This is a genomic window from Actinoplanes sp. ATCC 53533 (assembly GCF_003947245.1).
In genome coordinates this window covers 22,043-44,223 of record NZ_QHHV01000052.1, presented here as the reverse complement: position 1 = coordinate 44,223, position 22,181 = coordinate 22,043, and the positions used below count along the sequence as shown (strand labels likewise).

The window sequence follows — 22,181 nt, the reverse complement described above, 5'->3', positions numbered from 1 at the left end:
GCCGAAGTAGGCCGTGTCCGCGATGCCGCTGGACGCGAGGTAGGTCTCGGCCTTCTTCGCCACGTTGCGCGGGTCGCGCGAGTAGGCCTCCCGCGTGAACGGGTCGTGGATGAAGAAGTTCAGGGCCAGCGTCTTCTGGATCCGGAACGGGTCGACGAAGGCCGTCGTGACGTCCGGCAGCAGCATCATGTCGGACTCGTGGATGGCCTGGAACCCGCGGATCGAGGATCCGTCGAAGGCGAGACCGTCCGTGACCACACTGTCGTCGAACGACTCCACCGGCATGTTGAAGTGCTGCATCACGCCGGGAAGGTCACAGAACCGTACGTCGACGAACTTGACGTCCTCGTCTTTGAGGTATCGCAGGAGTTCCTCGGGATTGGCGAACACACGTCCTCCTGGCACAGGATTTGGAACCGGGCGGCGTGAGCCGCCACGAAGCAAGGCTGGTCGCGACGCTATGGGTCCGGGGTTGCCCAGGCGTATCCCTATTGTTACCGGCGTGTTACGGCGCCACGATTCGCCGACAACTCTGCTTACCCACAACCCCCCGGACCCTACCGCCGGTCGCGGCCCGGCGGGCCAAAATCCGGTCACCGGTACGCCCACAGCAACATCCCAGCGGTCCCACTACTACTCTCGTGGCCGTGGCGACACCCGCGAACGGCTCCCCCACCCCGCCAGAGAAGGCCGAAGCCCTCGATCTGACGGTGCTGCGGCCCGCGAACTTCGGCCGCCGCTTCGCCGCGCTGCTCATCGACTGGGCGCTCTGCCTGATCATCGCGAGCTTCTACGCCGATCCGCGGGTCGTGGCCTGGCCGCCCGTGGTCGTGCTCATTCTGTTCAACGCGCTCTTCATCGGACTGTTCGGACAGACGCTGGGCATGTCGCTGGCCCGGCTCCGGGCGGTGTCCGCGGTCGACGGCGGCGCCATCGGCATCCCGCGGGGCCTGCTGCGCGGGCTCCTGCTGGCCCTCCTCGTCCCGGCGGTCATCATGGACGGCGACCGGCGCGGCCTGCACGACCGCGCGGCCGGCTCGATCGTCGTCGCCCTGCCCCCGCGCACCAGATAGCCCGCACGCGCAAGCCGGCCCGCGCCGAAAGAGCGAGCGGGCGCCGGGTCAGTCCTCCGGGTCGACCTTGATGCCGAGCCCGCCCGCCAGCGTGTAGCTCAGCGCCAGCAGGTCGTCCGGGTGCACGATCGCGCCGCGCCAGCTCGTGATTCCGGCGATCCCGTCCAGCTCGCAGCGCCGGAACCGGGCGCCGTCCATGGTGGCGTGGTGGAACTGGGCGCCGGTCAGGTCGCAGCCGGTGAACCGGGCGCCGCGCAGGTCGGCGTTCGTGAAGTCCGCCCCGGTCAGGTTGCAGCCGGTGAAGTGCACGTTGTCGAAGCCGGTGAAGCGCCAGCCGGACAGGTCGAGCCGGCACTGGGCGAAGGTGACGTCGCCGAGCTTGCCGTCGGTGACGGCGAAGCCGGTCATCCGCGACTCCTCGAAGATCACCCGGCGCAGGGCACCGCCGTCGCTGCGCACGTTCGCCCAGTTCGAGGTCTGCACCAGGCAGTCGGTCATGGTGAGCTGCGCCAGCACCGAGCCGGACAGGTCCGCCCCGCGGAACCGGCACTGGGCGAGCTCCACCGCCTCCGCCTCCCGGCCGGACAGATCGCTACCGGAGAAGCCGAGCGCGTGCAGCGCCGCCTCCGGTTCGAGATCCTGCTGGGCGTCGGCAAGCGAAGCGGGCACCACGGGCTTGCGCGGCTCCCCCGTCCGCCGTGGCGCACTCTGTCGGGTCGGGCTACGGCGGGTGGCAGGCATCCGCCCACCCTAAGGGCAGGCCTCCGGAGCCCTTACCGCGCCCGAAACCGGCCACGCCGGGAAACCCGGTCGCGGCCGGGGAGCAGAATCGACAGCGTGGATATCGCGGTGCTCGGTCCGGTCGAGCTGCGAGCGGGCACCGGTACGACGGTGCCGGTCGCCGGCGCACGCCTGCGTACCGTGCTCATCCTGCTCGCCCTCGACGCCGGCCGCGCCGTCTCCACGGACCGGCTGGTCGACGGGGTCTGGGGTGCCGATCCGCCCGGCAGCGCCGCGGGCGCGCTGCAGGCGCTGGTCTCCCGGCTGCGCCGCGCCGCGCCCGGGCTCGCCATCGCGGTCACCCCGTCCGGCTATCGCCTCGACCTGGAGCGGGACCGGGTGGACGCGCACCGCTTCGCCCGGCTGGTCGCGCAGGGCCACGCCGATGAGGCGCTGGCGCTGTGGCGAGGCCCGACGGAGTTCCCCGACGTGGCGCGCGCGGAGGCCGTACGCCTGGATGAGCTGTGGTTGACCGCCCGGCTGGAGGTTGCCGAGGCCCGGTTGCGGGCCGGCGGCGACGCCGACCTGGTCGGCGAGCTGGAGGCCCTGGTCGCGGGGCATCCGCTGCACGAGCCGCTGGCGGCGCTGCTGATGCGCGCGCTGATCGCGGCCGGCCATCCCGGCCGGGCCCTGACCGTCTTCGAGCGGATCCGCGCCGAGCTGGCCGACGCCCTGGGTGCCGACCCGTCCGCCGAGCTCGCCGCCCTGCACGTGGAGACGCTGCGCGGGCAGCACCGGCGGGCCCGGGGCAACCTGCCCGCCGGGGTGAGCAGCTTCGTCGGCCGCGAGGCCGACCTGCGGGTGGTCCGTGAGCTGGTCGCCGGGCACCGGCTGGTCACCCTGACCGGTCCCGGCGGCAGCGGCAAGACCCGGCTCTCCGTCGAGGCCGGGCAGACCCTCACGGCGCACCACCCGGACGGCGTGTGGCGGGTGGAGCTGGCGCCGATCAGCGATCCGGCCGAGGTGCCGCAGGCGATCATGACGGCGCTGGGGCTGCGCAGCCAGCTCGTGATCAGCCGGCCCGGCGGCGGCCAGGCCGGCGAGTCGGCGCCGCCGCTGACCCGGCTGACGGACGCGCTCGCCGGCAAGGAGCTGCTGCTCATCCTCGACAACTGCGAGCATCTCATCGGCGCCGCGGCCGAGGTCGCCGACGCCGCGCTGCGGAGCGCGCCGGGGCTGCGGCTGCTCGCCACCAGCCGCGAGCCGCTGGGCATTCCCGGCGAGCAGCTGTGGCCGGTCGAGCCGCTCGCGCTGCCGCCGACGGAGGCGCAGGCGGCGAGCTATCCGGCCGTACGCCTGCTGCTGGACCGCGCGAGCGCGGTCCGGCCCGGTTTCGCGCTCGATCCGCGGACCACCGGCCCGGTCGTGGGCATCTGCCGGGCGCTGGACGGCATGCCGCTCGCCATCGAGCTGGCCGCCGCCCGCCTGCGCACGCTGCCGGTCGAGGTGCTGGCGAGCCGCCTGGCCGACCGGTTCCGGCTGCTCACCAACGGCAGCCGCACCGCCCTGCCCCGGCACCAGACGCTGCGGGCGGTCGTGGACTGGAGCTGGGACCTGCTCGACGACGCCGAGCGGGCGCTGTGGCGGCGGTTCGCCGTGTTCCACGGCGGTGCCGACGTGACCGCGGTGGAGCAGGTCTGCGACGCGGACGTCGACCTGCTCGGCGCGCTGGTCGACAAGTCGCTGCTGGTGCTGGCCGGGGACCGCTACCGGATGCTGGAGACCATCCGCGAGTACGGCCTGGAGCGCCTCGCCGAGGCCGGCGAGACCGAGCGGTTGCGGGTCGCGCACGCCCGCTACCTGCTGGCGCTGGCCGACACCGCCGAGCCGGAGCTGCGCCGGGCCGATCAGCTGACCTGGCTGCGCCGGCTCAGCATCGAGCACGACAACCTGCACGCGGCGATCCGGGCGGCGATCGGGGCCGGGGACGCGCGGACCGCGACGGCGCTGACGGCCCGGCTGGGCTGGTACTGGTGGCTGCGCGGGCACCGCGCCGAGGGCTGCGGGCTGGCCCGGGAGGTGCTGACGCTCGGCGGCAAGACGGACCCGGAGGACAAGGCGCTGACGTACGCGTACTCGGCGCTCAACGGGCTTGAGGGTGCCGCGCCGGTCGACGAGGTCAAGGGCTGGTTCCGGGCCGCCGAGCGGGAGGGCGCCGGCCCGGACGCCAAGCATCCGGTGCTGCGGCTGTTGCAGCCGCTCTCGGCGATCTTCCATGAGGGCGGCCAGCTGCGCAGCTTCGACCTGATCGAGCCGCTCTTCGCCGACCCCGATCCGTGGCTGCGGGCCATCGCCAAGTTGATCGTCGCGCAGCTGCGGCTCAACTTCGGGCAGGGCGCCGACGTGGCCCGGGCCGAGCTGCGCGAGGCGCTCGACGGGTTCCGGGACACCGGCGAACGCTGGGGCATCGGCTTCACGCTCAGCGCGCTCGGCGACATGGCCGCGGCCCAGGGCCACTTCCAGGACGCGGTGACCTGGCAGCGGGAGGCGATCGCCCTGGTCCGCGAGGTCGGCATCCGCGAGGACCTGCCGCAGCTGGAGATGAAGCTGGCCCATCAGCTCTGGCTCGCCGGCGACCGGGCCGAGGCGCGCCGGCTGCTCAAGCAGGCCCGGGAGGCGGCCGAGGAGATCGGGCTGTCGGAGATCATGGCGTCGGTCGAGTACGGCTACGCCACGATGGCCCGCGAGGAGGGCGCGCTGGAGGAGGCCCGCGAGCGAATGGCCCGGGCCGCGCAGCTCATCGACAGCTCCCGGTACGCGCCGCAGTTCCGGGCGATGACCCGCTCGACCCAGGCGCTGATCGAGGGTGCCGCCGGAAACCTGCTCGCGGCGCGCGAGCTGCACCAGGGTGCGGTGGAGCTGGCGGCGAGTTCGCAGGACTCGCCGGTGATGGCGCAGGTCCTGGTCGGAGCGGCCGACTATGCGATGCGCGTCGGGGAGCCGGCCCGGGCCGCGCTGCTGCTCGGCGCCGCCGACGCCGTACGTGGCGCGCCGGACCGGTCGATGCCGGACACCGACCGGATCGCGGGGCTGGCCCGCGCCGCCCTGGGCGACGAGTGCTACGAGCAGGCCTACCGCTCGGGCGGCTCGATCACCATGGCGACCGCGCCGGAGGCCACCGGGCTGTCCGGCGAAGCCTGAGCCGGCACGGCCGGCCCGCCCGGGATCCGCGGCCGGCCGTCGGGCACGCCCAGCGGCATCCAGATCAGCAGCGCCAGGCCGCACCAGACGTAGAGGTTGCTGCCGATGAGCGCCAGCGGCGGCCGGGGCCCGTGCTCCCAGGCCCAGGTGAGCCGGGAGGTCAGCAACACGTACACGGCCGCGCCCAGCCACAGCGGCCGGCGATCGCGGTCGGCGGACAGGCCGGCGTCGACGCAGCGGACGATGGCCGGGAGCAGCCACACGCAGTGGTGCACCCAGGTGACCGGGCTGATCAGGCAGCCGAGCAGGCCGGTCAGGGCCAGCGCGCCCAGGTGGTCGGCCAACCGCGCGGCGGCCCGCACCCGCCAGACCCAGAAGGCGAGGGTGGCCAGCACACAGACCAGCCAGACCTTCGATTCGACGGTGTCCAGCGGCAGCCGCGCGAGCATGCCGCGCAGCGACTGGTTGGAAAGGTATTCGAGGTTGCCGACCCGGTTGGTGTCCCACAACGCGGCGGTCCAGAACTCGCGGGACTCGTCCGGATACAGGCCCGCGGCGACCAGCGTCGCGACGGTGGCCGCGGCGATCGACGTGCCGGCCGCCCGCCAGCGCCCGGTGACGAGCAGGTAGAGGATGAAGACGCCGGGGGTCAGCTTGATCGCGGTGGCCAGCCCGATGCCGATGCCGGCCCACTTGCGGCCGCGCGCCACCCCGAAGAGCACATCCCCGGCGACCAGCGCGAGCAGCAGGGTGTTGACCTGCCCGAAGCCGAACGTCTCCCGGACCGGCTCGAAGCACAGGGCGAGCGCCACGGCGACGGCACCGGCCAGCCGCGGCGTCCACCGCGAGCGCCGGATCATCGGCCCGGCCAGCCACCAGGTGACCAGGGCGGTGCTGGCGACCGTCGCCGCGCAGGCGAGCACGAGGACCAGCCAGAACGGCAGAAACGCCATCGGCACCATGACGAGCCCGGCGAACGGCGGATAGGTGAAGCCGTACGGGGTGCCGGGCTGGAGCCAGTCGTAGACCATGCCGTCGTCGCGGAACCAGTACCGGACGGCGCCGGAGTAGACCCTCGAGTCGAAGAAGCCGTGCAGATCGGCCGTCCACCAGAGCACCACGGCGGACAGCAGGGCCGCGAGGGCGGCGATGGTCCAGGCCCGGCGCGTCACGCGAACACCCTACGGTGCCGCAGCCGGCGGACCTGACGGACGGCCAGCACCAGCAGCGCGGCGGTGACGACCAGGGCGCCGGGCACGAGGGTGAACAGGGCCCAGTTGTAGCCGGCCGGCAGGGTGAGGGTGGCCGCGAGCGCGCACAGGCCCAGCACCCACCGCCGTTCCGGACCGGTCGCCGCCAGCACGGCGAGCGGCCAGATCGCATACCAGGGGTGGAACACGGGAGCGCAGAGCACCGTCGCTCCCAGGGCCAGTCCCGCGCCCGGCAGGGCGCCGCCGGCGCGGGCCCGCCACCACAGCACCGGGAGCACGACCACGAGCAGCAGCACGCCGAGGACGCGGGTCACCCCCACGGCGTCCGTGCCGGCGACGAGGTCCACGGTGAGTCCGACGGCGGTCGACGGCGAGGTCCACGCCACCGTGTCACCGCTGCGCAGCAGGCCGGTCACCCAGCCGAGGCCACGCCCGGAGGCCAGGGACACCAGGCCGGCGGCGCCGACGGCCCCGGCCGCGATCAGGGCGGCAGGCCGCCACAGCGCCCGGATCGGCGCGGGCGGCGGGACAGCCGCGAGGACGGCGAACGGCAGCACCACGATCGCGGTCGCCTTGACCGCCACTGCCAGGCCGAGCGCGACGCCGGCCGCGGCCAGCACCACCGCCGACAGCCGCGCCGCGACCGGCACCGCCGGGGACAACCCGTCCGGCCCTGGCTGGGACGACCCGTCCGGCCCTGGCTGGGGCGGACGGCCCGCGACCAGGGCCAGCCCGACCACGAGCAGGCCCACCATCAGCGCGTCGTTGTGGGCGCCGGAGACCAGGTGGATCAGCACGAGCGGGCAGGCGAGCACGGTCCACACCGCCCGCGCCGGGTCGATGCCGGCCCGGCGCGCCAGCACGGGCAGGCCCGCCGCGACCAGGGCGAGGCCGGCCACGGCGATGATCCGCAGTCCGGCGATCACCCCTTGCAGCGAGTGGCCGAGCGCCACGGCCCAGCCCGCCAGCAGCAGGAAAAGCGGACCGTACGGCGCCGGGGAGGTGCGCCAGGTCGTCGACACGGAACCGAGCCACGGGCAGCCGAAACTCTGGACGCCGCCCGCATAGGGATCGCCGCCGGCATGCTGGACAAAACCCTGGCAGGCGTACGAGTAGACGTCCTCACTGCCCAGCGGAAGCATCGGCAGCACCGGAAGCACCCACAGCCCGGCGGTGACCAACGCCCACCGGGTCGACGGCACTCGATGCCGCCCGAACCACCAGGCACACAGCAGCGCCGTCAGGCCGAGCACCCAGCACAGCGGCAGCAGCACACCCTGCCGCCCGGCGAGCATCGTCCCCGGCGTGACCGTGGTCCCCCTGGCGAACGGCGAACCGCCGAGGTAAGCAGCCGCCGCGACCAGCATGCTTCCGGCCAGGCCACCCCATCTGACCACCCTCACCGGGCCGCACCGGCGGGCTCGCGGGTCACCAACTCCGCACCGCGCAGCCAGGTCACGGTGCGGTGCAGGATCCAGCCGATGAGGACGATCATCGCGAACGACATCGGCACGCCGAGCGGCCGGAACACCCCGGTCCCCTCGGGCAGGATCGTGGCCATCGCGAAGACGATCGTCCCGGCCAGCCACCGGGCGCGCGCGGTGCCGACCGCGAACAGCACCAGCGGCCAGAACAGATACCAGGGCTGGGTGATCGGCGCGAAGAAGATCACGGCCAGCAACGCCAGCCCGGCGCCGACCAGCGGATCCCGGTCCCGGAAGCGCCACAGGATGACCAGCAGCGACACCGCCAGCAGCACCAGCGCGACCGCGCGGACCACGGGCACCACCCGCAGGTCGGCGCCGAACCACCGGCCCGCCGCCTCCACGGCCAGCCCGACGGCGGTCGGCGGTGACGACCAGTTCACCGACTCCCCCGCGCCGGAGAGCGCGGTCAGCCAGCCCAGGCCCAGCCCGGAGGCGAACGAGCCGGCCACCAGGACGGCGAGCGCGGCGCCGACAACCGTCCCGCCGCGCCGCAGCAGCCCGCCCCACCCGGCGGCGCGCAGCCCGCCGACGGCCAGCAGCGCCGCGAACGGCAGGACGACCCCGATAGTGATCTTGATGGAGACCGCGAGACCGAGCAGGGCACCCCCGGCGACCAGCACGGCCCAGCTCTTCGACGGCGCGGCCAGCACCTTCTTGGACGGTGCGGCGGGCACTGTTATCGCCGGTTCGGCAGGCACCGTTTTCGACGGTTCGGCGGGCACTGTTATCGCCGGTTCGGCAGGCACCGTTTTCGACGGTTCGGCGGGCACCGTTCTCGACGGTGCGGCGAGCACCGCGAAGCCGGCGACCATGAACGCCACGGTCAGCGCGTCGTTGTGCCCGCCGCCGATCAGGTGCACCGGGACGAGCGGGCAGCAGAGCACCAGCCACAGCGCCCGGTCGGTGGGCGCGCCCACCCGCCGAGCCAGCACGGGCAGGCAGACCGCGATCGCGACGACGCCCAGCACGGCGAGCAGCCGGAAACCCGCGATCGCGGCCGCCTGCGAACCGAACGCCGCGGCCAGTCCCGCCAGGACGAGGAAGACCGGACCGTACGGGGTCGGCGTGTCACGCCAGACCACCGAGACGGAGTCCAGCCAGGGGCAGGGCTGGGCGGAGACACCCACCAGGTACGGGTTGAGACCGGCGTGCACCAGCGCGCCCTGGCAAGCATTCGCGTACATGTCGCGGCTGGCCAGCGGGGGGACGATCAGCATCGGCGCGCTCCACAGCGCGGCCGTCCCCAGGATCCACCGGGTGGAGATCCGCAGCCGGCGCCCGTACCACCAGGCGGTGCACAGCGCCGCGAGCCCCACGACCCACAACAGCAGAATGAGCGGGCCGGCCGGCTCGCGCAGCACGCTCACCACGTTGACGTTGCGCCGGATGTACGGGGCGGCGCCGTAGAGGAAAGCATCGACGGCACAGCAGACAACACCGAAAAAGCCCAACCACCGCAGGAACGCGGGGCGGGCCAGCAGCCCCTGGATCATGACACCGGCCTCGTGGAGACCCCTCGTGACCGTGGCATGCGCGCCAGCGTACCGGGAAGCGTCTCGCCTGCTCACCGCGGCGCGGAAGGCCGAATCTTGTGACGACGCGGCCCCTCGACTGCCGGGCCGGGCCGGGGGCTCATCCCCTGCGGGCCCTCAGCACTTCGGCCCGGGGCGCAGGGAACTGGTCAGCCGATATTCGCCCGGCGTGGTGACCCGCAGCTCGGTCCAGCCGTCCGGCCCGGCGGTCAGGCACGCCGCGGGCCCGGCCAGGCTCAGCCAGCGCGACCAGTGCACCCGGACCAGCACATCCCTGCCCAGCGGGACGCGCACGGTGACGCCGCCGCGGTCGCTGCGCACGAGCTGGGCGGGGGCCGACACCAGCGGCTGCGCCCCGGTGACCTCGTAGAGGCGCCAGGTGTCGTCCCGCCACACCTCCCGCAACTCCGGCACGCCGTTCAGGACCAGGGCGGACTCGCCGCGGGCGTACCGGTCGGGCACCGCCGCCGGGGCGATCGCGACGTAGGAGACGGCGTTGGCGCGCAGCCAGGCGACGTAGTCCTGCGGGGACAGGGCGTCGCGGTAGAAGAGGGCGTTGCGATCGGTGTCGACCTGGCGCTCCCAGCCGCGGGCCAGGGGCACCTGGTCGGCGACGTACACCGACTCCCAGTGGTCCCGCAGCGGCACCACCTCGACCCGGCCCGGCGCCCGGCGGGCGAGCTCCCGCACCAGGGGCTGATGGAACCCGGGGCGGGACTCGGGCGAACCCGCCCGGCCCAGATCGCCGGTGACGACGAACGGCTGCCACCAGAAGACGGCCGCCAGCAGCAGCACCAGGCGGGCGCGGCCGAGCTGGGCGAGGGCGGCGATCACCGGGATCGTGAAGAGCATCGGCAGCCGCAGCGCGTTGGAACCGATCGGGCTGGGCAGATAGAAGGCGCCGAGCAGCAGGACGACGGTAAGCGCGCCGGCGATCCGCACGGCGAGGCACCGCGGCGGAACGACGAGCACGACCAGCACCGCCAGCGCGATATGGATCTTCATGGACTCGGCGGTGAACGGCTGACGGCCGCCGTTGCCGAAGAGCAGGGCCATGGGTGCCAGCGCCAGCACCGGGCCCAGGCAGAGGCTCAACGCCTGCGGCCACCACGGGTCCGGGCGCCAGGACCGGAACCCGGCCCGGACCGGCCCGGTGAGCAGGAGTGCCGCGCCCGCCAGCCCGGCGAAGAGCCCCGCCACCGGGCTGGCCCAGGTGGCAAGGGCACTCAGCACGAACACACCGGCGATCCGCAGCCACCGCCATCCAGGCCCGGACAGCCCCGCGGCCCCCGACCCGGACGGCTCCGTGGCAGCTACGCACAGCGCGGCCAGGGCCAGGGCCAGGCCGACGGCGAACGTGATCCGGCCGCTCGCCAGGTTGGCCGCGAGGACCAGGGCGCCGATCAGCCCGCCCGCCAGCGGTCGCCGCGCGCCCGTCCGCCACAGCAGCCAGCCGAAGGCCACCGAGGCGACCACCGCCGCCACCGCACCGAGGACGCGCATCCCGACCACCGACCCCAGCGGCGCGGTCAGCAGGCTGTATCCGAACTGGCCGACCCCGCCGTACCAGCCGAAGTCGACGGGCGCCCAGCCGTGCTCGGCGAAGAAGTCCGCCCGGGCCTGCTGCGCGGCGAGGTCGGTGCCCATGGCCGGCGCGAGCAGGAACGCGACCGACAGCAGCACGGACACGCCGAGCGTCGGCGCCAGCACCCTCGGGAGCCCGCGCCGGTGCGGCTCAGGCATCGAGGACGCGCTCCATCGCCGCCCGGGACCGCCGGGTGATGCGCAGATAGCGGTCGACGAACTCGCCCGGGTCGCCGCCGCCGAGCAGCTGCACCACCCCGGCCAGCTCGACGCCGTGCCGGGGCAGCTGGTCGGTCGGCCGGCCCCGGACCAGGGTCAGCGCGTTGCGCACCTGGGCGGCCAGCGTCCAGCCCGCGGTCATCGCCGCCGCGTCGACCCGGTCGACCAGCTTGGCCTTCAGCTCGGCCGTCAGCGCCTCGAGGGTGCGGGTCATCCGCAGCTCCGGCAGCGCGTAGGCGTGGCGCAGCTGCAGCAGCTGCACCGCCCATTCGACGTCGGCCAGCCCGCCGCGGCCCAGCTTGGCGTGGGTGTTCGGATCGGCGCCGCGGGGCAGCCGCTCGGTCTCCACCCGCGCCTTGATCCGCCGGATCTCGATGACCTGCTCGCGGGTCAGGCCGCCGCCGGGATAGCGCATCGAGTCGGCGAGCCGCTCGAACTCGCGGCCCAGCCCCACGTCGCCGGCCACGAACCGGGCCCGCAGCAGCGCCTGCGACTCCCACACCTTCGACCAGCGGGCGTAATACTGCGCGTACGCGTTCAGGCTGCGCACCAGCGGGCCCTGGCGGCCCTCCGGTCGCAGGTCGGCATCGACGCCGAGGGCCGGGTCGGGCGCCGGCGCGGCGAGGGTGCGGCGCAGCTCCTCGGCGACGGCGTGCGCCGAGGCACTCGCCTCGCCGTCGGACATGCCCTCGGGCGGGGCGTAGACGAACAGCACGTCGGCGTCGGAGGGGTAGCTCATCTCGTATCCGCCGAGCCGGCCCATGCCGATCACCGCGATGCGCAGTCCCTCCGGGCCGGGATGCACCCGCCGGGCGGCGTGCAGCGCCGCGCCCAGGGTCGCGTCCGTGACGTCGGAGAGCGCGATGCCGATGGCGTGCACGTCGAGCGGGTGCGCCGGGGCCAGCTCCTCGGCCCGGCTCAGGATGTCGGCGCAGGCCAGCCGGAACAGCTCGCGGCGGCGCAGGGCACGGACCGCGGTGATGGCCTTGGTGGCGTCGGGGGTGTCGTCGCGCAGATGCCGGTCGGCGGCCGCGATGAAGCCGTCGAGCAGCACGTCGCGGGGGCGCGGCTGCAGCTCGGCGTCGTCGGCGAGCAGCCGCAGCGCCTCCGGGTCGCGGATCAGCAGGTCGGTCGCATACCGGGAGAGGCTGAGCACGCGGGCGAGCCGGCGGGCGACCGGGCCGCCGTCGCGCAGCAGGCGCAGATACCAGGGGGTGGTGCCCAGTTTCTCCGAGACGTGCCGGTAGTTGAGCAGGCCGCGGTCGGGCTCGGGCGCGTCCGCGAACTCCTGCAGCAGCATCGGCAACAGGGTGCGCTGGATCGCCGCCGTGCGGCTCACCCCGCCGGTGAGCGACTGCAGGTGGCGCAGCGCCGCGACCGGGTCGGCGAAACCGAGGATCTCCAGCCGGCGCCCGGCCGACTCGGGCGTCATCCGCAGCGCCTCGGCCGGCACCCGGGCGACCGCCTCCAGCAGGGGCTGGTAGAGCAGCTTGGCGTGCAGGCGGCGGACGTGCGCCGCGTGCCCGACCCAGTCGGAGCGGAACTCCTGGACGGCATCCCGCCCGGCCACCGCCTTGTAGCCGAGGGCCGCGGCGAGCCAGCGCAGGGCCTTCGGATCGTCGGGCACGGTGTGCGTGCGCCGCAGATTCTGCAGCTGCAGCCGGTGCTCGACGCTGCGGAGGAAGCGGTATCCGCGCAGCAGCGTCTCGCCGTCGTCGCGGCCCACATAGCCGCCCGCGACCAGCGCGCGCAGCGCCGGCAGGGTGCCCGGCTCGCGCAGCGTCTCGTCGATCCGGCCGTGCACGAGCTGCAGCAACTGCACCGCGAACTCGATGTCGCGCAGGCCGCCGGGGCCGCGCTTGATCTCCCGCTCGACCTCGCGGGCCGGCACGTTGTCGATGATCTTGCGGCGCATGTCCCGGACGTCGGCGACCGCCTCGGGCCGCTCGGCGGCGTGCCAGATCAGCGGCGCCAGGTCGTCGAGCCACTCGGCTGCCAGCTCCAGGTCGCCGGCGGCCGGCCGGGCCTTGAGCAGCGCCTGGAACTCCCACGTCCGGGCCCAGCGGCGGTAATACGCCTGGTGGCTGGCCAGGGTGCGGACCAGCGGGCCACGGTTGCCCTCGGGGCGCAGCGCGGCGTCGACAGGCCAGGCGACCTGCCCGCACACCTCGATGAGCCGGGCGGCGACGATCGTGCCGGCGCTGAGATCCTCGTCGCCGGCGGCCACGAAGATGACATCCACGTCGGACACGTAGTTCAGCTCGTTGCCGCCGCACTTGCCCATCGCGACCACGGCGAGCCGTGGCCGGCCGGTGCCGCCGGGCAGCCCGGCGACCGCGATCGCGTACGCCGCCGCGAGGGTCTCGTCGGCCAGGCGGGACAGCGCGACCATGGTCGGCTCCAGGCCCCGGCCGCCGGTCAGGTCGGCGGCGACGATGCGCAGCAGGGCGATCCGGTATGCCGTGCGCAGCAGCGGGACGGTCGGCGGGCCCTCACCCGTCGAGTCACCGAACTCAAGGTGACCCTCGGCGTTCGGCGGCAACCCGGTCTTGCCGGTGGCGAGCACGCGCCACTGGTCGTGGTTGGCGACGAGGTGATCACCGAGCGCGGACGAGGCGCCGAGCACCGCGATCAGCCGGCGGCGCAGCCCGGCGTCGGCGTAGATCGCGTGCAGGACGGCGTCGGCCGCCGGGCTTTCGGTGATCTCCCCGCCGGGGCCGGTCACCGGGCCGCCGTTCACCCGCTGGGCCGCCCGGGCCACCGCGTCGATCATCCGGTGCAGCTGGCGCAGCGCGAGCGTCGGATCCGCGGCCCGGGACAGCGCGTTGATCAGCTCACCCGCGTCGGAGTCGACCGGGGACTGCGACTCGGCGTCCCACAGCCGCAGCCCGCTCGGGCCGAGCAGGTCGGCCGCGCGGACGCCGTTGTCGGCGAAGCCGTACCGGGCCAGCCGGCTGGGCCTGGTCACCTACTGCCCCAGCAGGGGCAGGGTGCGAATGGTGCCGGGATGGGGGATGTCGGCGTCCGGCAGGGTGCCGAGGGCGAGCGCGGCGAACCGGGCCGCGAACGGCTGCCAGACCTCCTCGACGTCGGCGAGGATCTCGGCGGTGGCCGCCACCACCGCCTCGGCGTCGTAACCGAGCTCGTCGAGCGTGGCCACGTCCGTCCGGGTCCAGTCGGCGATCATGTCGGCGTCGCACTCGATGTGGAACTGCAGGGCCCAGGCCCGGTCGCCGAGCCGGAACGCCTGGTGCGGATAGCGCGACGAGGCGGCCAGCAGGACGGCGCCGATGGGCAGCTCGGTGATCTCGTCGCTGTGCCACTGCACCACGTCGGGCAGCAGCGGCACGTATTTGAACAGTGGGTCGCCGTCCGCCGCGTCGCGCCGGCCGACCAGGCCGGGCCCGATCTCCGGCCCGGAGGTGCTGCGCTCGACCAGGCCGCCGTGCGCCGTCGCCAACAACTGGCCGCCGAGGCAGACCCCGAGCGTGGGCACGTGGTGGCGGACCGCCTTGCGCAGCAGCCCCTCGACGGCGGGGAACCAGGGCGCGCCCGGATCGCCGGCGGCGTTCGGATAGGCACTCTGGTCGCCGCCGAGGACGATCAGGGCCACGTGCCCCTCCAGCGTCTCGGGCAGCGGGTCGCCCGCGTGCGGCCGCACGACGGTCAGCTCCAGGCCGGCCTCGGTGAGCCACTCACCCAGCCTGCGGAGGTCGTCGGACGGATCGTTCTCGATTACCAGTGCTGTACCCACGCTCCGAGGCTATCGGGTGGCACCGACATCGGCCTGCGGCCCACCCGTTCTGGTCGCGCCGGTGGCTACGGCTTCGTCCAGCGGGCCACGATCTCGTCGTCGTCGGTCTCCCCGGTCTCGACGAAGCCCAGGGAGGCGTAGAGCGCGCGGGCGACCTCGTTCTCCGGGCGGTAGCTGAGGGCGACGTTCGGGCAGTCCGGCTCGGCCGCGAGCCGGTCCATCAAGGTCCGGACCAGGGCGCGGCCGATCCCGGTGCGCTGGCGGCCGGCGTCCACGACGACACCGCCGATCCACCGGCTGCGGTCGTCATCGATCCCCCACATGCAGAAGCCGACGACCTCGCCGTCCCGCACCGCGGCGAGCGGCTGCCAGACGTCGCCGTAATGGCACAGGCAGAGATAGTGGGTCACGGCGTTGACATATTCCCGCTGGCCGGGGTGCACGGTGAGGGCGGCACAGGCCCGCCAGTTGTCGGCGGTCACGGGTTCCAGAGTGAGATCCACGCGGGCATCATCGCTGACCGCGCCGGTCCGGGCGACCGGAATTCGGCCCGCGGCCGGCCGGCCGCGGCGGTCGTCAGGCCACATCGCCGAGCCCTAGGCTGCGACCATGACTGAGTCCGCAGCCGCCCCACCGGCGGAATCCGGCATCCGGGTGTCGACGTTGGAACTCTTCTTCGACCTCGTCTTCGTCTTCACGGTCACCCAGCTGACCTGGACGCTCGCCGAGGACGTCACCCTGGCCGCACTCGCCGACGTGCTGCTGATGCTCTTCGTGATCTGGTGGATGTATTCGGGCTACGCCTGGCTCACCAACGCCGTCGCCCCGGACAGCTCCACCCGGCGCACCCTGCTGCTGGCCGGGATGGCCGGCTTCCTGGTGATGGCGCTCGCGGTGCCGGAGTCCTTCGGCGAGTACGGCTGGCTCTTCGGGGTCAGCTATCTCGTGGTCAACCTGGTGCACTCCGCGCTGTTCCTGCATGCCGGCGCCGGCTCACGGCAGGCGGCGAAGCAGCTCGCCCCGCTCAACATCCTCGCTGCCGTGCTGGTGCTGGCGGGCGGCCTGCTGCCGGAGCCGTACCGCCACCTGTGCTGGATCGCCGCGCCGCTGGTGCAGATCACGGCCGGCCACGTGCACAACCTCGAGCTGCACCAGATCCGGGCCGGGCACTTCGTGGAGCGGCACGGCCTGGTCATGATCGTCGCGATCGGCGAGTCGATCGTCGCGATCGGGCTGGGCTTCCGCGACGTGCGCCTCGACCAGGGCACCATCCCGGTGGCCGTCCTCGGCCTGTGCATCGCCTACTACCTGTGGTGGATCTACTTCGCCGGCGACGACCAGCGTTCCGAGCACGTCCTGGCCCGCACGACCGATCCGCGGCGGCGAGCACGGCTCGCCGTGGACGGCTGGGGCTACGCGCACTACGTGATGGTGCTCGGCATCGTCGTGCTCGCCGCCGGCATCAAGAAGACCGTCGGGCACGCCTTCGAGCCGCTGCACTGGGGCGAGGCGATCGCGGTCGGCGGCGGGGTCGCGCTCTACCAGGTGGGGCACGCGGCCTTCCTGCTCCGGCTGGGCCTGCAGGGCTGGGCGCATCGCGCGGTGGCCGCGCTGGTGGTGCTCGCCACCATCCCGCTCGGGCACGTCCTGGCGGTCGGCCAGCTCGCCGCGATCCCGCTGATCATGGCGGCGGCCGCGATCATCGAGGACCTGCCGGGCGTACGGCGGGCCGGCGGCAGCACCGCGATCAGCGACTTCGGCCGAACCCCGGGATCATGAAGGCCCCCCCGCTATCCGGCATGTCCAGACGGCCCAACAGCTCGATGATCTGGGCCACGCCGTCGGTGAGCCCATCGATCTTCGCCTCAACCCGGGCGAGCCGATCATCCAACCGGTCGATCTTGTCGTTGTGCTCCGACTGCGTCAGCGCCAGCGCCTGCAGGAGATGATGCTGCGCCCGCGCCGTGCGCTCGATGCTCGACAAGTCACGGTCTTGGCTGGCCCGCAGACCCGCCTCCTGGCCCAGACGTTCCTCCAGCGCCGCCACTCGGCCCGCCAGCTCCTGGAATTCGCTCAAGACGCCTCCCTCCCCAGCCCGCCGCGCGGGGTCAGGCGATGCAGGCGCAGACGATCAGCGCCGCGCCGAAGTGCGAGGCCGCGCTGACCAGGGCCCCGGGGTGCCGCTCCGGGGTGCAGATGACCTCGCCGAGCTTGCCGGGGGTCATCCAGTCGAGCACCAGGAACGCCACGGCCATCACCGCGATGCCGAGCAGGCCGAAGATCACCGTGGAGAGCAGGCCCTCGACGAAGTCGTTGTAGCTCGTGAAGATCGCCGTGAAGACGATCAGCGCGATGCCGACCTGGTTGGCCGCGAGCAGCAGGGCGGCGTTCGGGTTCTTTTCCACCCAGATCAGGTCTCGCAGCTTGCCCGGGGTCAGCAGGTCGATCAGCAGAAAGCCGACTGCCATCAGCCCGATGCCGACCAGGCCGAACACAATGCTGCGCCCGGCACCCTCAAGCAGATCTTCCAGCACGGCTTCTCCCTCGTCACGGCGTCAGAGGGCACCGTATCGGAACTGTGCACGCCGGTGGTCCCCCGCCGGGCCGATTGTGGATATCAGAGCGTACCGAGATACCGCTGGCGCTCGTACGGGGTGACCTCGCGGCGGTATTGCTCCCATTCCTGCCGCTTGTTGCGCAGGAAGAAGTCGAAGACGTGCTCGCCGAGCACCTCGGGGATCAGCTCCGACTTGGCCATCACGTCGATCGCCTCGGCCAGGTTTTCCGGCAGGGCCTCGTAGCCCATCGCCTTGCGCTCGGCCGGCGAGAGCGACCAGACGTCGTCTTCGGCGCCCGGCGGCAGCTCATAGCCCTCCTCGATGCCCTTGAGACCGGCACCGAGCATGACCGCGAAGGCCAGGTACGGGTTGGTCGCCGAGTCGATCGAGCGGACCTCGACGCGGGCCGAATTCGGCTTGCCGAAGGCGGGGACCCGGACCAGCGCGGAACGGTTCAGGGCGCCCCAGCTCACGAACGCCGGCGATTCGGTGATCCGGTCGGGCAGCTGCAGCGGGAACAGCCGCTTGTAGGAGTTGACCCACTGGTTGGTGACCGCGGTGTATTCCCGGGCGTGCACCAGCAGGCCGGCGATGAAGGCGCGGGCCGTCTTGGACAGCTTGAGCGGATCCTCACCGTCGTAGAAGGCGTTGCGCTCGCCCTCGAACAACGACAGATGCGTGTGCATGCCGCTGCCGGGCTGGTCCGTATATGGCTTGGGCATGAACGTCGCGCGCACCCCCTGGGAGAGCGCGACCTCCTTGACCACGTGCCGGAAGGTCATGATGTTGTCGGCGGTGGTCAGCGCGTCCGCATACCGCAGGTCGATCTCCTGCTGGCCGGGGGCGACCTCGTGGTGGCTGAACTCGACCGAGATGCCGATCCGCTCCAGCGCGAGCACGGCCTGGCGGCGGAAGTCGCGGGCGACCGAGTGCGTGGTGTGGTCGAAGTAGCCGCCGCCGTCGACCGGGATCGGCACCGAGCCGTCCAGCGGGCCGTCCTGGACCAGGAAGAACTCGACCTCGGGGTGGGTGTAGAAGGTGAAGCCCTTCTCGGCCGCCTTGGCGAGCATCCGGCGCAGCACGTGCCGCGGGTCGGCCCAGGCGGCGCTGCCGTCGGGCAGCAGGATGTCGCAGAACATCCGGGCGCTCTCGCCGCTGACGCCGCCCTCGAACGGGAAGACCTGGAACGTCGTCGGGTCGGGCATGGCGACCATGTCCGACTCGGAGACCCGGGCGAAGCCCTCGATGGCCGAGCCGTCGATGCCCATGCCCTCCTCGAAGGCGGACTCGAGCTCAGCGGGGGCCACGGACACGCTTTTCAGGGTGCCGAGCACGTCGGTGAACCAAAGCCGGACAAAACGGATGTCGCGCTCTTCGAGCGTACGAAGCACGAACTCCTGCTGTCGGTCCACGTCAACCCCTCGTACTTGCCCGGCGATCAGTCTCTCCCGGTCCCGTTACGCCGAGATTACGCTGACCACGGCCCGGGGGCTGCCCCCGGGTAGGGCCCTGTGTTGATCACAGACGGTACGGCAGGGGACGCCGACATGGGAGGCCGACGCTGGGGAAGAATAACGGCATGCCTTCCTTGCGCGTCGCTCTCGCCCAGGTGAACTCCACCGTCGGGGACATCCCCGGCAACGCCGCCGCCGTCCGGCACTGGTCGCGTGCGGCCGCCGACGCCGGGGCCCACCTCGTCGCCTTCCCCGAGATGATGCTCACCGGCTACCCGATCGAGGACCTGGTCTTCCGGAATTCCTTCGTGGCCGCGTCCCGGGCCGCCCTGCGTACCCTCGCCGCCGACCTGGCCGCGGACGGCCTGGGCGACCTCGCCGTGGTGGTCGGTTACGTCGACGCCGACGGCCCCGCGCCGACCAGTTCCGACGCCGTGCCCGGCAGCGGCCGGCGCGACGCGTCCGCGCTGCTGTTCGGCGGCGGGATCGCCGCCACCTACTTCAAGCACCACCTGCCCAACTACGGCGTCTTCGACGAGGACCGCTACTTCGAGCCGGGCGACTCGCTGACGGTCGTCCGCCTCGGCGGCGTCGACGTGGCGCTCACCGTCTGCGAGGACCTGTGGCAGGCGGGCGGGCCGTTCGCCGCCGCCCGGCGGGCCGGGGTCGGGCTGGTCGTCAACATCAACGCCTCACCGTACGAGCTGAACAAGGACGACATCCGGCTGTCGCTGGTCAAGCGCCGGGCGGCCGAGGCGGGCGCGACGATCGCGTACGTGAACACCGTCGGCGGCCAGGACGAGCTGGTCTTCGACGGCGACTCCATGATCGTGACCGCCGCCGGCGAGCTGCTCACCCGGGCCGGCCAGTTCACCGCCGAGCTGCTGGTCCACGACCTGGACCTGCCGGCGGCGGACGCCACCGCCAACCCGGCCGGGCCGGTCGGCGCGGCCGGCGAGTCGCCGCGGGTCGAGCAGCGCCGCGACGAGGAGATGGCGATCGAACGGTTCGTCGTCGGCGCCGCGCCGCGCCCGCTCACCGACGGCCCGGCGGTCGGCGGCATCGCCGAGCGGGTCACCGACGAGGCCGAGATCTGGTCGGCCCTCACCCTCGGCCTGCACGACTACGTGGAGAAGAACGGCTTCCGCTCGGTCGTGCTCGGCCTGTCCGGCGGCATCGACTCGGCCGTGGTCGCCGCGATCGCCGTCGACGCGCTCGGCCCGCAGCGGGTGGTGGCTGTCTCGATGCCCAGCGGCTATTCCTCCACGCACTCCCGCGACGACGCCGCCGACCTGGCCAAGCGCACCGGCCTGGACTACCGCAGCGAGCCGATCCAGCCGATGGTCGACGCCTTCCTGGCGAACATGTCGCTCTCCGGCCTGGCGGTGGAAAACCTGCAGGCGAGGGTCCGCGGCGTCATCCTGATGGCGCTGTCGAACCAGGAGGGTCACCTGGTGCTGACCACCGGTAACAAGAGCGAGCTGGCGGTCGGCTATTCGACCCTGTACGGCGACTCGGTCGGCGGCTTCAACCCGCTCAAGGACGTGCCGAAGACGATGGTCTGGCGGCTGGCGAAGTGGCGTAACCAGGACGCGGCCCGGCGCGGCGGCGAGCCGCCGATCCCGGAGAACTCGATCGTCAAGCCGCCGAGCGCGGAGCTGCGGCCGGGCCAGGTCGACAGCGACTCGCTGCCCGACTACGAGGTGCTGGACGCGATCCTGGCCGGCTACATCGACGGCGACCAGGGCCGCGAGGATCTCATCGCGGCCGGTCACGACGTCGCGCTGGTGGACAGGGTGCTGCGGATGGTCGACCTGGCCGAGTACAAGCGCCGGCAGTCCGCGCCGGGCACCAAGATCTCCATCAAGGCCTTCGGCCGGGACCGCCGCCTGCCCATCACGAATCGCTTCCGCGAGGGGGTGTGACCGGTTCCACTCAACCCTGACCGGCACCACGCCCCGGGTGCGACGATTCGAAGACACCCGGGGACCGCGCACCGCGGCCTCGAGGGAAGGAGACGAAGATGTCTGAGATCCCCACCCTGTACGGGGGCCCCGCCACCCGCCGGGTCCGCACCCGCGACCTGATCGCGGCCAAGGAGCGCGGCGACCGCTGGGCGATGCTGACCTCCTACGACCAGTACACGGCCTCGATCTTCGACCGGGCCGGCATCCCGGTCCTGCTGATCGGCGACTCCGCGGCCAACAACGTCTTCGGCTACGAGACGACCCTGCCGGTCACCGCGGAGGAGCTGCTCCCCCTGGTGCGCGCGGTGGTCCGGGCCACGAAGACCGCCCTGGTCGTGGGTGACCTGCCCTTCGGCTCGTACGAGGAGGGCCCGACCCAGGCGCTGCGCACGGCCGTCCGGTTCATGAAGGAGGGCGGCGCACACGCCGTCAAGCTCGAGGGCGGCCGCCGCGTCGCCGAGCAGATCCGGGCGATCACCGGCGCCGGCATCCCGGTCATGGCACACGTCGGGTTCACCCCGCAGAGCGAGCACACCCTCGGCGGCTACCGGGTGCAGGGCCGCGGCAGCGACGCCGAGGAGGTCATCGCCGACGCCCGCGCGGTGGCCGAGGCGGGCGCGTTCGCGGTGGTGCTGGAGATGGTGCCCGGCGAGGTGGCGAAGCAGATCACCAAGGAGCTCACCATCCCGACGGTGGGCATCGGCGCGGGCCCGGACACAGACGCGCAGGTGCTGGTCTGGCAGGACATGGCCGGCCTGCGCGAGGGCAAGGCGCCGCGCTTCGTGAAGCGCTACGCCGATCTGTCCGGCATTCTCACCGAGGCGACCCGGCAGTTCGCGGACGAGGTCCGCGGCGGCGAGTTCCCGGCCGAGGAGCACACCTTCTAACCACCGACCAGGGGTACGGGCTCGGGCAAGATCGGGTCAATGGCAGAATTCGTGTCATGTCCGTTCCCGCCCGAGTCAGCCTGGCCACCCTCGGCGTGACCGACGTGGCACGTTCGACCGAGTTCTACGAGTCGCTCGGCTGGCGGCTGTCGCCGGCCTCGGTGCCCGGGGTGGTCAGCTTCTTCCACACGACCGGTGGCCTGCTGTCCCTGGTCTCGACCGACGACATGGCCGCCGACGCGGGCCTGCCGACGCGGGTGTCGCCGCCGAACCCGGCCGCGGACTTCCGCGGCACGATGCTGGCGATCAACGTGGAGAGCCCGGCCGCCGTGGACGAGGCGCTGCGCACGGTGGTCCAGGCGGGCGCCACGCTGGTGAAGGCGGGCGGGGCGGCGGAGTGGGGCGGCTATCTCGGCTACTTCACGGACCCGGACGGCCACCTCTGGGAGATCACCCATAACCCGGGCTGGCCGCTGGACGCGGCGGGCGCGCCCCAGCTTCCCTGATCCGCCGCCTGTCCGACGCTGTCCGACC

At 73.1% G+C, this 22,181-nt stretch carries 17 protein-coding genes and 1 pseudogene; 6 read left to right on the top strand and 12 right to left on the bottom strand.

Annotated features, from left to right (window positions below; all coding sequences use genetic code 11):
* Positions 1-390: glutamine synthetase beta-grasp domain-containing protein (locus tag DMB66_RS18310; protein WP_199752462.1), on the bottom strand; the 390-nt coding region annotated here is incomplete at its 3' end.
* 314 nt (positions 391-704) lie between these two features.
* On the opposite strand from DMB66_RS18310, the gene DMB66_RS18305 reads away from it, so the two are divergent.
* Positions 705-1,073, top strand: coding sequence for an RDD family protein (locus DMB66_RS18305; protein ID WP_199752464.1), 369 nt, complete (start codon positions 705-707; stop codon positions 1,071-1,073).
* A gap of 48 nt (positions 1,074-1,121) precedes the next feature.
* On the opposite strand, the gene DMB66_RS18300 is transcribed toward DMB66_RS18305, so the two are convergent.
* Complete coding sequence (locus tag DMB66_RS18300; RefSeq protein WP_125805304.1) at positions 1,122-1,814, bottom strand: pentapeptide repeat-containing protein; 693 nt, start codon at positions 1,812-1,814, stop codon at positions 1,122-1,124.
* 96 nt (positions 1,815-1,910) lie between these two features.
* Here DMB66_RS18300 and DMB66_RS18295 point away from each other — a divergent pair, with 96 nt between their 5' ends.
* Positions 1,911-4,994, top strand: a complete 3,084-nt coding sequence (locus DMB66_RS18295; RefSeq protein ID WP_125805303.1) for a BTAD domain-containing putative transcriptional regulator — start codon at positions 1,911-1,913, stop codon at positions 4,992-4,994.
* Here DMB66_RS18295 and DMB66_RS18290 read toward each other — a convergent pair.
* From DMB66_RS18290 to DMB66_RS18260, 7 genes and pseudogenes are all read right to left on the bottom strand, one after another.
* Positions 4,925-6,166: a glycosyltransferase 87 family protein gene (locus DMB66_RS18290; protein WP_233624665.1), complete on the bottom strand. Its 1,242-nt coding sequence runs from the start codon at positions 6,164-6,166 to the stop codon at positions 4,925-4,927. The genes DMB66_RS18295 and DMB66_RS18290 overlap by 70 nt on opposite strands.
* Entirely contained in the window at positions 6,163-7,572 is a 1,410-nt protein-coding gene (gene mptB / locus DMB66_RS18285; RefSeq protein ID WP_199752463.1) for a polyprenol phosphomannose-dependent alpha 1,6 mannosyltransferase MptB, read from the bottom strand. The genes DMB66_RS18290 and mptB (DMB66_RS18285) overlap by 4 nt, the downstream gene beginning before the upstream one ends.
* A 32-nt stretch (positions 7,573-7,604) precedes the next feature.
* Positions 7,605-9,299, bottom strand: a pseudogene (gene mptB / locus DMB66_RS18280) (polyprenol phosphomannose-dependent alpha 1,6 mannosyltransferase MptB); the annotation flags it as partial.
* A 42-nt stretch (positions 9,300-9,341) separates the two neighbouring features.
* Positions 9,342-10,967, bottom strand: a complete 1,626-nt coding sequence (locus tag DMB66_RS18275) for a hypothetical protein (protein ID WP_125805301.1) — start codon at positions 10,965-10,967, stop codon at positions 9,342-9,344.
* Positions 10,960-13,995: a bifunctional [glutamine synthetase] adenylyltransferase/[glutamine synthetase]-adenylyl-L-tyrosine phosphorylase gene (locus DMB66_RS18270; RefSeq protein ID WP_125805300.1), complete on the bottom strand. Its 3,036-nt coding sequence runs from the start codon at positions 13,993-13,995 to the stop codon at positions 10,960-10,962. Before DMB66_RS18270 ends, DMB66_RS18275 begins: the two co-directional genes overlap by 8 nt.
* Complete coding sequence (locus DMB66_RS18265) at positions 13,996-14,781, bottom strand: type 1 glutamine amidotransferase (RefSeq protein WP_125805299.1); 786 nt, start codon at positions 14,779-14,781, stop codon at positions 13,996-13,998.
* Positions 14,782-14,846: 65 nt separating this feature from the next.
* Positions 14,847-15,284, bottom strand: coding sequence for an N-acetyltransferase (locus tag DMB66_RS18260; protein ID WP_233624660.1), 438 nt, complete (start codon positions 15,282-15,284; stop codon positions 14,847-14,849).
* A gap of 106 nt (positions 15,285-15,390) precedes the next feature.
* Between DMB66_RS18260 and DMB66_RS18255 the strand changes: the two genes are divergently transcribed.
* Positions 15,391-16,560, top strand: coding sequence for a low temperature requirement protein A (locus DMB66_RS18255; RefSeq protein ID WP_125805297.1), 1,170 nt, complete (start codon positions 15,391-15,393; stop codon positions 16,558-16,560).
* Here DMB66_RS18255 and DMB66_RS18250 read toward each other — a convergent pair.
* The 3 genes from DMB66_RS18250 to DMB66_RS18240 form a co-directional block, all read right to left on the bottom strand.
* On the bottom strand, positions 16,529-16,858 hold the full coding sequence (locus tag DMB66_RS18250; protein ID WP_125805296.1) for a hypothetical protein: 330 nt from the start codon (positions 16,856-16,858) through the stop codon (positions 16,529-16,531). The two genes, DMB66_RS18255 and DMB66_RS18250, sit on opposite strands and share 32 nt — an antisense overlap.
* A gap of 31 nt (positions 16,859-16,889) precedes the next feature.
* Positions 16,890-17,315: a DUF350 domain-containing protein gene (locus DMB66_RS18245; RefSeq protein WP_125805295.1), complete on the bottom strand. Its 426-nt coding sequence runs from the start codon at positions 17,313-17,315 to the stop codon at positions 16,890-16,892.
* Positions 17,316-17,398: 83 nt separating this feature from the next.
* Positions 17,399-18,751: a glutamine synthetase family protein gene (locus DMB66_RS18240; RefSeq protein WP_125805294.1), complete on the bottom strand. Its 1,353-nt coding sequence runs from the start codon at positions 18,749-18,751 to the stop codon at positions 17,399-17,401.
* A 167-nt stretch (positions 18,752-18,918) separates the two neighbouring features.
* On the opposite strand from DMB66_RS18240, the gene DMB66_RS18235 reads away from it, so the two are divergent.
* The 3 genes from DMB66_RS18235 to DMB66_RS18225 all read left to right on the top strand — a co-directional run bounded on the left by DMB66_RS18235 (position 18,919) and on the right by DMB66_RS18225 (position 22,153).
* Positions 18,919-20,718 (top strand): NAD+ synthase, encoded by a 1,800-nt coding sequence (locus DMB66_RS18235; RefSeq protein WP_125805293.1) that lies wholly within the window; start codon positions 18,919-18,921, stop codon positions 20,716-20,718.
* A gap of 98 nt (positions 20,719-20,816) precedes the next feature.
* The gene (gene panB, locus DMB66_RS18230; RefSeq protein ID WP_125805292.1) at positions 20,817-21,647 is read left to right on the top strand and encodes a 3-methyl-2-oxobutanoate hydroxymethyltransferase; all 831 of its coding nucleotides are present in this window, start codon (positions 20,817-20,819) and stop codon (positions 21,645-21,647) included.
* 56 nt (positions 21,648-21,703) lie between these two features.
* Positions 21,704-22,153: a VOC family protein gene (locus tag DMB66_RS18225; RefSeq protein ID WP_125805291.1), complete on the top strand. Its 450-nt coding sequence runs from the start codon at positions 21,704-21,706 to the stop codon at positions 22,151-22,153.
* Positions 22,154-22,181 lie beyond the last annotated feature (28 nt).

What these genes read in the sequence shown, in the direction of transcription:
- panB (WP_125805292.1), top strand. Translation starts at nt 20,817, where the DNA reads ATGTCTGAGATCCCCACCCTGTACGGGGGCCCCGCCACCCGCCGGGTC.
- DMB66_RS18300 (WP_125805304.1), bottom strand. Translation starts at nt 1,814, where the DNA reads ATGCCTGCCACCCGCCGTAGCCCGACCCGACAGAGTGCGCCACGGCGG.
- DMB66_RS18225 (WP_125805291.1), top strand. Translation starts at nt 21,704, where the DNA reads ATGTCCGTTCCCGCCCGAGTCAGCCTGGCCACCCTCGGCGTGACCGAC.
- DMB66_RS18235 (WP_125805293.1), top strand. Translation starts at nt 18,919, where the DNA reads ATGCCTTCCTTGCGCGTCGCTCTCGCCCAGGTGAACTCCACCGTCGGG.
- mptB (WP_199752463.1), bottom strand. Translation starts at nt 7,572, where the DNA reads ATGCTGGTCGCGGCGGCTGCTTACCTCGGCGGTTCGCCGTTCGCCAGG.
- DMB66_RS18255 (WP_125805297.1), top strand. Translation starts at nt 15,391, where the DNA reads ATGACTGAGTCCGCAGCCGCCCCACCGGCGGAATCCGGCATCCGGGTG.
- DMB66_RS18275 (WP_125805301.1), bottom strand. Translation starts at nt 10,967, where the DNA reads ATGCCTGAGCCGCACCGGCGCGGGCTCCCGAGGGTGCTGGCGCCGACG.